At 65.3% G+C, this 14,796-nt stretch carries 13 protein-coding genes; 9 read left to right on the top strand and 4 right to left on the bottom strand.

Features of this window, described 5'->3' with window-relative positions:
- Nucleotides 1-12: 12 nt before the first annotated feature.
- Both AC4GYS_RS11820 and AC4GYS_RS11815 read right to left on the bottom strand, forming a co-directional pair.
- A complete protein-coding gene (locus AC4GYS_RS11820) occupies nt 13-471 on the bottom strand; it encodes an RNA pyrophosphohydrolase (protein ID WP_491109415.1) in 459 nt (152 codons plus the stop codon).
- Between the two features lie 8 nt (nt 472-479).
- Nucleotides 480-1,256 (bottom strand): hypothetical protein, encoded by a 777-nt coding sequence (locus AC4GYS_RS11815; RefSeq protein WP_491109273.1) that lies wholly within the window; start codon nt 1,254-1,256, stop codon nt 480-482.
- A gap of 238 nt (nt 1,257-1,494) precedes the next feature.
- On the opposite strand from AC4GYS_RS11815, the gene AC4GYS_RS11810 reads away from it, so the two are divergent.
- The 7 genes from AC4GYS_RS11810 to AC4GYS_RS11780 all read left to right on the top strand — a co-directional run bounded on the left by AC4GYS_RS11810 (nt 1,495) and on the right by AC4GYS_RS11780 (nt 10,050).
- A complete protein-coding gene (locus tag AC4GYS_RS11810) occupies nt 1,495-3,468 on the top strand; it encodes a 2-oxoacid:acceptor oxidoreductase subunit alpha (RefSeq protein ID WP_491109272.1) in 1,974 nt (657 codons plus the stop codon).
- A gap of 73 nt (nt 3,469-3,541) precedes the next feature.
- A complete protein-coding gene (locus tag AC4GYS_RS11805; protein ID WP_491109271.1) occupies nt 3,542-4,555 on the top strand; it encodes a 2-oxoacid:ferredoxin oxidoreductase subunit beta in 1,014 nt (337 codons plus the stop codon).
- 16 nt (nt 4,556-4,571) lie between these two features.
- Nucleotides 4,572-5,237, top strand: coding sequence for a spermidine synthase (locus AC4GYS_RS11800; protein WP_491109270.1), 666 nt, complete (start codon nt 4,572-4,574; stop codon nt 5,235-5,237).
- Complete coding sequence (locus AC4GYS_RS11795; protein ID WP_491109269.1) at nt 5,237-6,265, top strand: metal-dependent hydrolase; 1,029 nt, start codon at nt 5,237-5,239, stop codon at nt 6,263-6,265. Before AC4GYS_RS11800 ends, AC4GYS_RS11795 begins: the two co-directional genes overlap by 1 nt.
- A 16-nt stretch (nt 6,266-6,281) precedes the next feature.
- Complete coding sequence (locus tag AC4GYS_RS11790) at nt 6,282-7,643, top strand: cryptochrome/photolyase family protein (protein ID WP_491109268.1); 1,362 nt, start codon at nt 6,282-6,284, stop codon at nt 7,641-7,643.
- A gap of 8 nt (nt 7,644-7,651) precedes the next feature.
- The gene (locus AC4GYS_RS11785) at nt 7,652-8,902 is read left to right on the top strand and encodes a class I SAM-dependent methyltransferase (protein ID WP_491109267.1); all 1,251 of its coding nucleotides are present in this window, start codon (nt 7,652-7,654) and stop codon (nt 8,900-8,902) included.
- Nucleotides 8,902-10,050, top strand: a complete 1,149-nt coding sequence (locus AC4GYS_RS11780) for a serine hydrolase domain-containing protein (RefSeq protein WP_491109266.1) — start codon at nt 8,902-8,904, stop codon at nt 10,048-10,050. The genes AC4GYS_RS11785 and AC4GYS_RS11780 overlap by 1 nt, the downstream gene beginning before the upstream one ends.
- Here AC4GYS_RS11780 and AC4GYS_RS11775 read toward each other — a convergent pair.
- Both AC4GYS_RS11775 and purF read right to left on the bottom strand, forming a co-directional pair.
- Entirely contained in the window at nt 10,047-10,751 is a 705-nt protein-coding gene (locus AC4GYS_RS11775; protein ID WP_491109265.1) for an SDR family NAD(P)-dependent oxidoreductase, read from the bottom strand. The genes AC4GYS_RS11780 and AC4GYS_RS11775 overlap by 4 nt on opposite strands.
- Before the next feature lie 45 nt (nt 10,752-10,796).
- Nucleotides 10,797-12,248 carry an amidophosphoribosyltransferase gene (gene purF / locus AC4GYS_RS11770; protein ID WP_491109264.1) on the bottom strand — a complete coding sequence of 484 codons (1,452 nt, stop codon included), beginning with the start codon at nt 12,246-12,248 and terminating at the stop codon, nt 10,797-10,799.
- A 235-nt stretch (nt 12,249-12,483) separates the two neighbouring features.
- On the opposite strand from purF, the gene AC4GYS_RS11765 reads away from it, so the two are divergent.
- Nucleotides 12,484-12,915: a hypothetical protein gene (locus tag AC4GYS_RS11765; protein ID WP_491109263.1), complete on the top strand. Its 432-nt coding sequence runs from the start codon at nt 12,484-12,486 to the stop codon at nt 12,913-12,915.
- Between the two features lie 71 nt (nt 12,916-12,986).
- The gene (locus AC4GYS_RS11760; protein WP_491109262.1) at nt 12,987-14,783 is read left to right on the top strand and encodes an acyl-CoA dehydrogenase C-terminal domain-containing protein; all 1,797 of its coding nucleotides are present in this window, start codon (nt 12,987-12,989) and stop codon (nt 14,781-14,783) included.
- The last annotated feature ends 13 nt before the right edge of the window (nt 14,784-14,796 follow it).

Here is a 14,796-nt window from a genome sequence, read left to right as displayed (position 1 = left end):
CCACACCGGCCGCTACAGATACTCTGCCCAGTGATCGATCAGGCAGCGATAAAGGTCGCGCTTGAACGGCACGATGATGTCGGGAAGGTGATGCGCCTCGATCCATTTCCAGTCGCAGAATTCGGGATGCTTGGTCGCGATGTCGATGTCGCTTTGCCGGCCCAGAAAGCGGCACAGGAACCAGTCCTGCTCCTGGCCCCGCCACTTGCCGCCCCACAACTTCGGCTGCAGTTCCTCGGGAAGGTCGTAGCGCAGCCGCTCGGGATGATCGGCCACCCGCTCGACGAGAAACGGAGGGATGCCCGTTTCCTCCTCCAGTTCGCGCAGGGCGGTCGCCCACGGCTCCTCGCCTTCGTCGATCCCGCCTTGCGGCATCTGCCAGGCTTCGTCCGTATTATCGATGCGCCGGCCGACCCAGACCATCTTGTCCTGGTTCAGTAGCATCACGCCGACCCCGCGGCGGTATCCCATCGTCTTCGTCACTGCGCTCTTCCGATCTCTCCCGGCCCGATGCGGCTGGAAAGTTGCACGACCTGATTATTCAGTGCCCTCATGTTGGCAAGCTGGTTTGCAGTCGCGGCCTGGTGCCAGTTCAGTTCGGCCGGAAGATCGGTCCTCGCCCGCAGTGCCGCTGCGGTTCGCGCCGCCAGTGCCGGGTCGATGTCCACCGCGCAGGTTTCCGGCAAGATCAGGAAACCTTTGGGAGTCGGCCGGTCGCCGCAGCGCTCCACGATCGCCGCCTGAACCGCCGCTGGAATAACCTTGCGGACTTCCTCCCGATAGCGGGTCGCCACCACCCGGAGATCGACCAGTCCGTAGTCGAAGGTCATGACCCGGGCGACGCCTTCCCGAGTGGTCCGATCAGCGATGTCACGCATGTTCTCCGCACCGAAAATGGTGCTCCAGACCGAGAAATCCGTGACCACGCCTGTGATTTGGCTCGCCTGATAGGCCGCGATGATGAAATCGAGGTCGCTGACGGAAGAGTCGTTTCGCCAGCCCCGCTCCGCGGTCGCCACAAAGCTAGAGACGATCCGATAATATTGCTCGAAGTTGCTCAACTCCTCGCTGAATGCGCCCAATTCCGTATCGAGTTGTCCAAGCAGCCGTTGGGTTTCGCGTTGCTGGACACGTTCCTGGTTCCAGTTGGCGACCAGGGTACCGATGAAGACCCCGACGATGACGATCGCCAGCTCGATGGCGATCGCGGCCCAGTCCTGCGCCCGCAGCTTGGCCATCATGCGTTTATAGATCACCGCCGCCCCCCTGCCGCGCCTGACCTACGCGGGTCAGTCCGGCTGGAAAATAGCATGGCGGAGCGATCTCGTCCTTATCTGACCGCAGCGCCGTCGAAGCGGAAGCGATGCCGCTGCCATTACGGGGCTCGATCGCGGCGATCATCGTCTCCGCCGCACTGCCGTACGCACACGCTCGCAAACTTGCCACAAAGGGTCTAGATAACCTCTTAACACCCCAGATCTTCAGGTATGCTTCATGGCTACGGCCACCCATTTCCTCACCCCCGAAGAAGCTTCGCGCGGCGACGCTCCCGAATCCGTCGTAGTCCGTTTTGCTGGAGACAGCGGCGATGGCATGCAGCTGACGGGCGGGCAGTTCACACTGTCCACCGCGCTGGCCGGCAACGACCTTGCGACCTTCCCCGACTTCCCCGCGGAAATTCGCGCGCCGCAGGGCACGACGTTCGGCGTCTCCGCCTTCCAGATCAATTTCGGTTCGGCCGACATCGAGACCGCTGGCGACCAGCCGGACGTATTGGTGGCGATGAACCCCGCGGCGCTGAAGGTGAACGTCGAAAGCCTGCGTGACGGCGGCATGATCATTGCCGACGAGGGCGAATTCACCGCCCGCAACCTGGCCAAGGCGGGCTACGCCGAAAACCCGCTGGAGGACGGCAGCCTCCATCGCTGGCAGCTGATCAAGTTCAATATCTCCCAGCTAACCCTCGACGCCGTGAAACCGTTCGGGCTCGGCAACAAGGAAGCGCTGCGCTGCAAGAACATGTGGACGCTGGGCCTGGCGCTATGGATGTTCGACCGCGAACGCGGGCCGATCACGGACTGGCTCAAGACAAAATTCGCCAAGGCGCCGCAGCTTGCCGAGGCCAACATCGCGGCGCTGAACGCCGGCCACGCCTATGGCGAGACGATCGAGATGGGCGCTGCTTTCAAGCCGCGCCACATCGGTCCGGCGCCGGCCGAACCAGGGCTCTATCGCACCGTGACCGGCGCGGAATCGCTCGGGCTGGGGCTCGTTGCCGGCGCTCAACTGGCCGGCCTGCCGATGTTCTTCGGCTCCTACCCGATCACCCCGGCCTCGCCGTTGCTGCACCATCTGTCGCGGCTGAAGGAATTCGGCATCACCACCTTCCAGGCGGAAGATGAGATCGCCGCCATCTGCGCGGCGATCGGTGCTTCCTATGCCGGGCAGCTGGGGGTGACCTCCTCGTCGGGACCGGGCATTGCCCTGAAGACCGAGGCGATCGGCCTTGCCGTCATGACCGAGCTGCCGCTGGTGATCGTTAATTCCCAGCGTGGCGGCCCATCGACCGGCCTGCCGACCAAGACCGAGCAGTCCGATCTGTACCAGGCGGTCTATGGCCGAAACGGCGATGCGCCGCTGCCGGTGATCGCCGCCCGCTCGCCGGCGGACGCGTTCGACTGCGCGATCGAGGCCTGCCGCATCGCCGCCCACTACATGACCCCCGTCATGCTGTTGACCGATGGCTATATCGCCAACGCCGCCGAGCCGTGGCGCGTGCCGGACATGAGCGCCTACGAGCCGTTCCCGGTGACCTTCTTCGATACGCGGCCCGGCGAGGGCGAAAAGCCGCTGCCTTACGCCCGCAACGACAATCTCGCGCGGCCGTGGATCAAGCCCGGAACGCCCGGACTCACCCACCGCATCGGCGGGATCGAGAAGAATCCGTCCACCGGCGACATCGATTATTCGCCTGCCGCCCATGCCGAGATGACCCGCGTTCGTCATGCCAAGGTGGCCGGCATCGCGGACAGCATCCCGGACCAGGAGGTGTGCCTCGGGACGGAGGGCGGCAAGCTCGCCGTGGTCGGCTGGGGTTCGACGTTCGGCCCGATCCACCAGGCGGTTCGCCGCCTGCGCGATCGTGGCCATGACGTCAGCCACATTCATCTGCGCCACATCGCACCGATGCCGAGGAATCTGGGCGACCTCCTTCGTTCCTACGAGCATATCCTGGTTCCAGAGATGAACTCGGGGCAGCTCAAGACCATCCTTCGCGACCTGTTCCTGGTCGATGCGCGCAGCCTTACGAAAGTGTCGGGTCAACCGTTCCGGATCGTTGAGATCGAGGCCGCGATCGAGGAAGCGCTGAGGGGCCACGTCGGGGGCGCCATGTCCGCCGATCGGACCCAGTTGCCGGAGGCGGAATCTGGTCACGATCCGGGTGCTCCGGGGAAAGCGCTGGTATGAAACAGATCAATGCCTTCCCGCTGATCATGATGCTGATCGTCGTGCTTCTCCTCATCTATTGGCTGCTGTTCTGATGAACGATCTTTCCACCATCGAAAAAACCACTGCCAAGGACTGGGCGTCGGACCAGGAAGTCCGCTGGTGTCCGGGGTGCGGGGATTATGCGGTGCTGAAGGCCGTTCAGCGGACCATGCCCGATCTCGGCGTGGCGCGGGAAAAGACCGTATTCGTTTCCGGCATCGGCTGCTCCAGCCGGTTCCCCTATTACATGGAGACCTACGGCTTCCACACCATCCATGGCCGCGCGCCCGCGGTGGCTACGGGCGTCAAACTCGCCAATCCGGAACTCGACGTGTGGATTATCACTGGCGACGGCGACGCGCTGTCGATCGGCGGCAACCACACAATGCATGTTCTTCGCCGCAATCTCGATTGCCAGATCCTTCTGTTCAACAACGAGATCTACGGGCTGACCAAGGGACAATATTCCCCCACCTCAAGGATCGGGACGCGTTCGCCGTCCACGCCGTTCGGCTCGGTCGATCGTCCGGCGCGGCCCTGCGCCTTTGCACTTGGCTCGGGCGCCCGCTTCGTCGCGCGGGGGATCGACGTTCACAAGAACCTGCCCGAGGTCCTGAAGGCCGCTCACGCCCACAAGGGCGCGGCGTTTGTCGAGATCTTCCAGAATTGCGTGGTCTACAACGACGACGTGTTTGCGCCCTTCACGGCCAAGGAATTCGCCGCCGACATGCAGCTGTGGCTCAGGCCCGGCGAGAAAATGCTGTTCGCCAACGGCACGAAGGGGATCGCACTCGACCTCGAGACGCTGTCGCTGAAGGTGGTCGCGGGCGATGATCCTTCCGTCATCGTGCACAACCCGCGCAATCGCTCGATCGCGCATATGCTGGTCGAAATGCCGGGCCAGGGCTTTCCGGTGGCGCTCGGCGTCATTTACGATGACCCCGCACCGACCTTTGAAAGCGCCGTGCTCGAACAGAACAGCGCTGCAGCGGCGGGCAAGAAGCCCGACCTCCAGGCCCTGGTCGCGAAGGGTCAAAGCTGGATGGTGGAAAAGGAGCCGCGCTGAATAGTCCGGCGCGCGCATGATCCCCCGCACCCTCGTCGCCACTGCCAGGATCCCGGGCGGCGCGGAGATGCGCCTCTACCAGCGGGGGGGTGACCATATGATCCTGGTCGACCGGGACGAGCTCATGTCGACCCGGATGAGCGGGTCGGAGGAGGCTCTCGCCGACCTGACCGCGCAGCGGCTGGGTGGCGGCAAGAACCAGCGCTGGCTGATCGGCGGCTACGGCATGGGCTTCACCCTCCGCGCCGCGCTTCGGCTTCTCCCGCGCGACGCGAAGGTCACGGTGGCCGAACTGGTCCCCGAAATCCTCGATTGGGCGCGCGGGCCCATGGCGGACCTCACCGCCGGTTGTCTCGACGATCCGCGGGTATCGATCCGCCTTGGCGATGTTGCACAGGCGATGGCCCCGGCATCGTGGGACGCAATCCTGCTCGATGTGGACAATGGACCCGACGCGCTGGTGCGGCCGGAAAACGATCGGCTCTACTCTCCCGCTGGACTGCACGCCGCACAACAGGCGCTGAAGCCGGGTGGCCTTCTGGCCATCTGGTCCGCCGGTCCCGATCCGCGATTTACGCGCACCCTCCAGACGGCCGGCTTTCGCGTCGAGGAAGAGGTTGTCCGCGCCCGCGCCAACGGCAAGGGGCCGCGCCATCACATCTGGTTCGCGAAGGCTCGCTGATGGACAATCTGACGCACAGCATGGCCGGCGCGTTGCTGGGGCAGATGGGATTGAAGAAGCTTACAGGCCGCGCGATGCCGACCCTGATCATTGCGGCCAATATTCCGGACATCGATGCGATCGCTTCCGTTCTCGGGACACAAAGCCTGGCAATTCGCCGGGGGGTTACCCATGGTCCGATCGCGCTCGTCCTGCTGCCGCTGCTGCTCACCGGGCTCATGCTGCTCTACAATCGCTGGCGCCCGACGGAGCAGCCGGTCCGCCCGGCCATGTTGTTGCTGCTCGCCTACATCGGCACCCTCAGCCACCCGGCGCTTGACTGGCTGAACAGCTACGGCATTCGGCTGCTGGAGCCCTTCAGCAGCCGCTGGTACGCCGGCGACACGCTGTTCATCATCGATGTCTGGGTCTGGGCCGCTCTCATCGCCTGCTTCGTCTGGAGCCGGTTGCGCGAAAAGCGCGGCGGCGATTGGCGGCGCCCGGCCTGGATCGGATTCGCGGCGATCTGCGCCTACATCGTCGCCAACGGATTGATCACCGCCAAGGCCGAGGCGCTCGGCGCTGCGGCGGTGGCGGCCCGCGTTCAGCACCAGCCCACCGAATCTTTGCGGCGAGCCGCCTGGCGGGCGGGGCAGCCTTCCTCGCCGCCGCCGGTGGGCTATGGGCCGACCGTTTCGCCCGAACTGGTGGTCGCGAATCCGCAGCCCGTCGCCTTCTGGCGGCGGCAGGTGCTGTGGCGCGGGGAGGGGCTGTTCGGCAGTCTTGATTATGACGGCTGGCGGGACTGGAATGGCGTGATCTTCGAAGACGGTGGAGCCCGGACCAACCTCGACAGTCCGGCCCTGGCCGTGGCCCGTGGCCGCAAGGATGTCGCAGCCTTTCTGTTCTGGTCCCGCATGCCGATCGTCATCGAGCGCGATGGCCGGACCTATCTCGGCGATCAGCGCTTCAACTCCTCCCTGACGCGCGACACCTTTCTCGTCCCGCTCGATACGGCCGAAGGGCCGCGTAGCCGAACTGCCGGGTAAGGCGTTCAAGCCAGCTATGGCCGAACCGCAACTTATCTGGCTCCGACAGGACCTTCGCCTCGCCGACCAGCCGGCCTTCGCCGCCGCCGCCAAGGCAGGGCCGGTGCTTGCGCTCTACGTCCTCGACGACGAAACGCCCGGGGTGTGGAAGATTGGCGGTGCCCAGCGCTGGTGGCTTCATCATAGCCTGGCGTCGCTGACTCGTGAGATCGAGCGGCGTGGAGGCGCTCTCGTCCTCCGCCGCGGTCGCTCAGCCGAGGTCGTTCGCCAGGTGGCGGAGGAAGGCGGGGCCGCTGCGGTCCATGCAACCCGTCACTACGAACCCTGGTGGCGCAGGGCCGAAGCGGAGCTTGGCGACCGGCTGACGCTGCACGAAGGAGACGTGCTGCACGAGCCGTCCGATATTCGCAGCGGGTCGGGTGGCGCATTCAAAATCTATGGACCCTTTTATCGCGCCCTGTCCCGGCACCTCCCGCCATCGGCGCCGCAGCCTGCGCCGGCGAAGATGACGACGCCCGACAAGCTGCCCCGGTCGGACAAGCTCGCTGACTGGGATCTGCTGCCCACCAAGCCGGATTGGGCGAGCGGGTTCGACGTGTGGACGCCGGGCGAGGAGGGTGCGCAAAGGCACCTGCGTCGTTTCGCCAGTGAAGCGGGAAGCTACGCCAGGCGCCGTGATCTGCCGGCCGAGGTCGGGACCTCGAACCTTTCCCCGCATCTTCACTTCGGTGAGCTAAGTCCCCGCCAGGTCTGGCACGGCCTGCCGGAAGATGCCGGGGACAAGTTTCGCCGGGAGCTTGCGTGGCGCGATTTTTCCCGGTCGGTCATCCTCGCCGACCCGGACATCGGTACCCGCGAGCAGCGCTCGTTAGGGCTACGATACCGTACCGGCAAAAAGGCAGACGCGCAGTTCCGGGCGTGGAGCATAGGCCGCACCGGCTACCCGCTGGTGGACGCCGGCATGCGGCAATTGTGGGCAACCGGCTGGATGCACAATCGGGCCCGGCTGGTGACCGCCAGCTTTCTCGTCAAGCACCTGCTGATCGACTGGCGACGCGGCGCGCGGTGGTTCTGGGACACGCTGGTGGATGCGGACTACGCCAACAACAGCCAGAACTGGCAGTGGATCGCGGGCACCGGCTTCGACAGCCAGCCCTTTTACCGGGTCATGGCCCCGCTCACGCAGTCCGAGAAATTCGCCGCCGCCGACTACATCCGCCGCTGGGTGCCGGAGCTTGCCGATCTTTCCGACGCGCAAATCCACGATCCCTGGGGCAAGGACATGGCGCCCGCCGACTACCCCGAACCCCTGATCGGTCAGCGCGAAGCGCGTGAGCGTGCACTTGAGGCCTTCCGTGAGGCGCGTGCCCGCGGTTAAGAGATCTTGTGGCAAGCAGGGGCGAGCATTTACTCAACGCGGATCGTGGCTTCGCTACCGGCGGGGGCATTTTCGGCCGGCTGGTTGCGCCGGCCTTCGCGCGGGTGGTCGACCAGCTTCACGGACGCCTGCGCGAAGGCGGCATTCACGCGACCCTTCCGTCCGGGGAGCGCCGCCGTGTCGGCTTCTACGCACCCGGACCCGAACCGGTTGTCCACCTCCATAGGTGGATGGCGCTCGTCCGGCTGGCCACCTCTGGCAGCGTTGGTTGGTACAAGGCGTGGGAGCGGGGCGAGTGGTCCTCGCCCGACCCCGTGCCCCTGTTCGACCTCTTCATGCGCAATGCCGCGAGCCTTGGCGGCGTGGCCAGGGCCAAGGGCCCGTTCCGCGTGATGAGCTGGCTCGCCCACCAGTGGCGCGACAACGGCCCCGGCCAGGCCCGCGACAATATCGCCGCGCACTACGACCTCGGCAACGACTTCTACGCCGCCTGGCTCGACGAAAGCATGACCTACTCATCGGCGATTTTCGCCGGCGGCGATGACCTCGCAGCCGCGCAACTGCGCAAGGTCCAGGCATTGTTGGACCGCCTCGACCTCAAGGCCGGCGACCGCTTGCTGGAGATCGGATGCGGCTGGGGCACGCTGGCGATCGAAGCGGCGCGGCGCGGCGCCCATGTGACGGGCCTCACCCTGTCGACCGAGCAAAAGGCCTGGGCCGAGCAGCGCATTGCAGAAGCGGGCCTCTTGGACCGCATCACCATCCGCCTCCAGGATTACCGCGACGTCCGCGACACCTTCGACTCCGTCGCATCGGTGGAGATGGTCGAGGCGGTGGGTCAGCGCTGGTGGCCGGCTTACCTGGACACCATTGCCCGCGCTTTGAAGCCCGGCGGCCGGGCGGCGTTGCAGCTCATCTCGATCCAGCCCGCGCTGTTCGACCGATATGCCGCCTCCGCCGACTTCATCCAGGCCTATATCTTTCCCGGCGGCATGCTGCTGCACGAGCCGCGCTTCGCAGCGCTTGCGGCCGAGCGGGGACTCGACTGGCAGGACCGCGTCGGCTTCGGACTCGATTATGCCGAAACCCTCCGCCTGTGGCGCGAACGCTATGATCGTGCAGTGGCCGAAGGACGACTGCCGGATTTCGGCGAGCGCTTTCACCAGCTCTGGCGCTATTACCTCATGTACTGCGAAGGCGGTTTTCGTGGGCGGGGGATCGACGTCGCCCAGGTCACCCTGATCAAGAAGGATCATTGATGTTCAAGCGTTTGGCTGCCTGTGTCCTCCTGCTGTCGGCACCCGCCGCGGCCCAATCGCCCGTGCCGCAAGACCCGCGCAGCCGTGCGGCGCTGCGCCAGGCCGGTGCGGAGGTGCTGTTCTGGAACCAGGCGCAACGTGACCGCAACTTCCGGGCGATGGAGACCATCTTCCCGACGGTCACCGTCAAGGCGGGCCGGCATGTCCGCATGCTCCCCCGCGGGCGCCCGCTTCCCCTTCGCAATGCGGAGGTCGCGCGGTTCATTGCCGACCAGAACATCGCGGGCCTGATCGTCCTGCAGGACGGCCGGGTGCGGTTGGAGCGTTACGCGCGGGGCTTCTCGCCCGCCCAACGCTGGACCAGTTTCTCAGTCGCCAAGTCGCTGACGGCAACCTTGTTCGGCGCTGCCGTCGAGGATGGAAAGCTCAGTCTGGACGACCAGGTGGCCCGCTTCATTCCGGAAATGAAAGGCAGCGCCTACGACGGGGTAACCGTTCGGCAGGTGCTGACCATGTCATCCGGAGCGCGCTGGAACGAGGATTACACGGACCCCAAAAGCGACGTTGCCCGGATGTTCTCACAGCCGGTCGGGCCGGGCCAGGACGTTATCGTCTCCTACATGAAGACTCTCGGCCGGGCTGCGCAGCCGGGAAGCAAGTTCAACTACAACACGGGCGAGACCAATCTTGCCGGCACCATCCTGTCGCGCGCAGTCGGCATGCCGATCGGCCGCTACGCCTCCCAGCGGATTTGGCAGCGCTACGGCATGGAAGCGGACGCGTATTGGCAGGTGGACGAGAACGGTCGGGAAATCGCGGGCTGCTGCATTTCGATGCGGCTGCGCGATTATGCCCGGCTGGGTCAGCTGATGGTCGAAGGCGGACACGGCCTGCTGGCGCGCGACTGGGTCACGGACGCCACCCGCATCCATCAGCCGTTCCAGCAAGCAGGCCGCGGCTATGGCTATTTCTGGTGGATCGAACCGACCGGCTATCGTGCCAGCGGAATCTTCGGACAAAGCATCTGGATCGATCCGAAGCGCAGGCTGGTGATCGCCGCCGTCAGTGCCTGGCCTTCGGCACTCGACGATCGGCTCGGCCAGCAGCGGACCGCCTTTTTCCAGCGGATCGCCGCAGCTGCTCGCTAGTCGACGCGGACCCGCGCGCCGCTTTCGCGGTCTTCCGTAAGGAGGGCCAGGAGCCGCTCGGCGACGACCTCGGGGGGCTTGACGTCGGACGGCTCCTCGCCCGGGAAGGCGAGGGCGCGCATGCGGGTGCGCGTGGCGCCGGGGTCCAGGATCGTGACCCGCAGCTTGCCGGTGTAGGCGGTCTCGTCGGCATAGGCGCCAAGCAGCGTTTCGAGCGCGGCCTTGCTCGACCCGTAAGCACCCCAGAAAGCGCGCGGCTCACGCCCGACGGAACTGGTCACGCCGATCACCTCCGCCTTGTCCGAACGCTTCAGCAGGGGATCGAAAGCCGCCAGCATCGCCTGCGGTGCCAGCAGGTTCAGCGACAGGATGCGGCCATATTCCTTGGCGTCGATATGTTCGACCGGTGTCAGGCTGCCCAGCATGGCGGCGTTCAACACCATCAGGTCCAGTCGGCCCCAGCGCTCGGCCACCGCGGAGGCAAGCTTCGCGATGTTCGTGCCGTCGGTGATATCGAGCGGCGCGATGGTAGCGGTGCCGCCGGCTTCGTGAATCCGGTCCTCGACCTCTTCCAGGCCGTTGGTCGATCGGGCCACCAGAATGACGTGCGCGCCGGCCTTGGCGAGCGCCTCGGCGGTCGCCGCACCGATTCCGCGTGAGGCACCGGTGACGAGGGCGATCTTGTTTGAAAGGTCGGTCATGGCCGCGCCCTAAAGCGGGACCCCGCCGCTGTCACCATCGGCGGATCAGCGTGATGCCACCAGCTGCAGCCCCGCCTTGCCCGTTTCCTTCTCGGTCAGGTCGGTCAGGCGCGTCGGGTAATCGCCGGTGAAGCAGGCATCGCAGCGCTGCGGAGTTTCCGCGTTCCGTGTGTCGCCCAACGCCCGATAAAGTCCGTCGATCGAGATGAAGGCGAGGGAGTCCGCGTTGATGTACTTGGCCATTGCCTCGACATCCATCTGGGCTGCGAGCAGCTTCGCCCGTTCGGGCGTGTCGACGCCATAAAAGCAACTGTGCCGCGTCGGCGGCGAGGCGATCCGCATATGGACCTCCGCCGCGCCGGCATCGCGCATCATCTGCATGATTTTGAGACTGGTCGTCCCGCGCACGATCGAATCGTCGATCAGCACGACCCGCTTGCCCTTGATCAGGGCCGAGTTGGCGTTGTGCTTCAGCTTGACGCCCAGGTGCCGCACTTCCTGGTTCGGCTGAATGAATGTCCGTCCGACGTAGTGCGAGCGGATGATGCCCAGCTCGAAGGGCTGACCGCTGGCCTGGCTGTAGCCGATCGCTGCTGGAACGCCGCTGTCCGGTACCGGCACGACGATGTCGGCCTCGACCGGCGCTTCGCGGGCCAGTTCGGCCCCGATATTCTTGCGGCTCTCGTAGACCGAAATGCCGTCGACCACGCTGTCCGGACGGCTGAAATACACATGTTCGAAAATGCAGGGTCGCGGGGAAGCCGCTGCGAAGGGGCGGAAGCTGCGGATGCCCTGGTCGTTGACCAGCAGCATCTCGCCCGGGCCGACCTCCCGCTCATAGCGTGCGCCGATGACGTCCAGCGCCACGGTTTCGGACGCGAAGATGATCGAGTCGCCGATGCGGCCCATCACGAGGGGCCGAATGCCGAGCGGATCGCGACAGGCAATCAGGCCTGCTTCGGTCAGCATCAGCAGCGAATACGCGCCCTCCACCTGGCCCAGCGCATCGACAATCTTGTCGAGCAGCTGTGTGTGGTGGGATGTCGCCACAAGATGAATGATGACCTCGGTGTCGCTGGTGGACTGGAAGATCGATCCGCGGCGGTTCAGCGTGCGGCGAAGCTTCATCGCGTTGGACAGGTTGCCGTTGTGCGCGACGGCGAAGCCGCCTTCCGCGAGTTCGGCGAACAGCGGCTGGACGTTGCGCAGCGCCGAAGATCCGGTCGTCGAGTAACGCACATGCCCGATGGCGGTCCGGCCGGGGAGGGCGCGGATCACTTCGTCCCTGTCGAAATTACCCGCCACATGGCCCTGCGCACGATGCGAGTGAAAGCCGGTCGCATCCATGCTCGTGACACCGGCGGCTTCCTGGCCTCGGTGCTGCAGGGCATGAAGCCCAAGCGCGACGAAGCTGGCCGCCACATCGGCGTTCCAGATGCCGAACACGCCGCACTCCTCGCGTAGCTTGTCGTCGTCGAAGGGATTGGTCGTCAGCATGATTGCCCGCCGCCTGCCGGTTGGAGAAGGTCGCCTATAGGGGAAGGCGGACGCTTTGTCGCGGGCCCCATGAACAGGCCTTTAAGCTTGCTGAATAGCATCGGGCTTGCCATCTGCCGCTGGTGCTTATTCCGTCGAACCCGCTTGCTCCTATCCGGCTCGCGCTCACCGGCACCCGCATTTCGAGCCCGCGTAGGTGTTACCTTTGTCGCCTCTAGGTCGATCCGCAGCGATTTTGACCCTGCTTCTGGCTGCCTGTGGCGGATCGGAGGCCGACCAACAAAACCGGACCAACACGGGTGGGTCGGCGGGCGTCGCTGCGGCAGAAGCAGTGACTGCGAACGCCACCTATGCCACGGGGGCACGGGATCGCCTCTGCCTGTCACAAGGCGGCGGCGCCGGCCTTATCGTTTACGGGAATGGCGATGCGAACTGCACCGTTTCCGGCACCGCGGAGCGTTCGGGTTCACGATTTGCCATCATTCCAACAGGTGACCAGACCTGCCGGATTGAGGCTACGGTGCAAGGCGACCGCCTGACCTTGGGCGAGGTGAGTGAGGCCTGTGCCTATTATTGTGGTCCAACGGCCAGCTTTGCCGGCAAGGAATTTACCCGCACACCTGCGCCAGAACCGGTGACCGATGTCGCCGGGGATCCGCTTTGCTGACATTTTTGTTGATTACGGTGGGGTTGCCCACCTAGAGCCGACATCAACCGACCAAGCTGGAGACGCTTCGCATGCCCGTCTACACCGCTCCCGTCCGCGACACGCGCTACGTTCTCGATCATATCGTCGAGGTCGGCAATTACGGCAATCTCCCCGGATTTGCCGACGCAACTCCGGATCTGGTCGAGGCGATCCTGGAGGAGGGCGCGCGCTTTACCCAAGACGTGCTCGCGCCACTCAATCGGGTCGGGGACGAGGAAGGTTGCACCCGCCATGCCGATGGCAGCGTGACCACGCCCAAGGGCTTCAAGGACGCCTACAAGCAATTTTGTGAGCTTGGGTTCACCAGCCTCGCCGCGCCGACCGAATATGGCGGGCAGGGGCTGCCGCATGTGCTGGCGACCGCGATGAGCGAATATGTGCTGTCCGCGAACCAGAGCTTCGAGATGTATCATGGCCTCACCGCCGGCGCGATCGCCGCGATCTTGGTGAAGGGCTCGGACGAGCAGAAGTCGACCTATCTCCCCAAGATGGTGAGCGGTACCTGGACCGGCACCATGAACCTGACCGAACCGCATTGCGGTACCGACCTTGGCCTGCTCAAGACCCGGGCCGAGCCGCAGGCCGACGGCAGCTACAAGATCAGCGGGACCAAGATCTTCATCTCGTCGGGCGAACATGACATGTCCGACAACATCATCCATCTGGTGCTGGCCAAGATCACGGGCGCCCCGGACAATGTGAAGGGCATCTCGCTCTTCATCGTGCCCAAATTCCTCGTCAACGACGACGGCTCCGTGGGTGAGCGCAACAGCCTGTCGTGCGGTTCGATCGAGCACAAGATGGGGATCCACGGCAATTCGACGTGCGTCATGAACTATGACGGCGCGACGGGTTACCTGATCGGTGAGCCGGAAAAGGGTCTGGCCGCCATGTTCATCATGATGAATGCTGCGCGGCTCGGCGTGGGCCTGCAGGGTCTGGCACAGGGCGAGGTCGCCTATCAGAATGCCGTCGCCTACGCGAAGGACCGCCGGCAGGGCCGCGCGCTCAAGCCCGAGGAGCGCGACCCGAATGCAAAGGCGGACACGCTGTTCGTTCACCCGGACGTGCGCCGGATGCTGCTCGAGGCAAAGGCGTTCAACGAGGCGGCGCGCGCGCTGGTGCTATGGGGCTCGCTCCAGGTCGATCTCAGCCACAAGGGCGCGACCGAGGAGGAACGGCAGAAGGCCGACGACCTCATCAGCCTGCTGACCCCGGTCATCAAGGGCTATCTGACGGACAAGGGCTTCGAGGCCGCGGTCAACATGCAGCAGGTGTTCGGCGGGCACGGCTATGTCCGTGAATGGGGCATGGAGCAATTCGTGCGCGATGCCCGGATCGCCCAGATCTACGAAGGCACCAACGGCGTCCAGGCGATGGACCTGGTCGGTCGCAAGCTGGCGAAGGACGGCGGTCGCGGCGTCCGGACCTTCTTCGAAGTCGTGGCAGCCGAGATTGCGGAAGCGCGTGCGGCGGGTGATCCGGCCGGCGTCGCGGCGCCGCTGGAAAAGGCACTTGGCGATCTTCAGGCCGCGACCATGTGGCTGGCGCAGCACGGCATGGCCGACCCGAACAACGCAGGCGCCGGCGCTTATGCCTACATGAACCTGATGGGTGTCGTGACGCTGGGCTGGATGTGGCTGAAGATGGCCGCGGTCAGCGCTCGCCTTGCCGACCAGCCGGGCGAGGACAGGGCCTTCCACGACGCCAAGCTGGCGACGGCCCGATTTTATGCAGCGCGGGAACTGGTGAAGAGCCCGGCCCTGCGCTCCCAGGTCGAAGCTGGGGCGGAGACGCTGATGGCGATCCCGGTCGAAGCCTTCTGATCGGTATCCGGGC

It is taken from the genome of Sphingomonas sp. SP1 (assembly GCF_058313395.1).
This window is presented reverse-complemented; position numbering and strand designations above follow the sequence as displayed.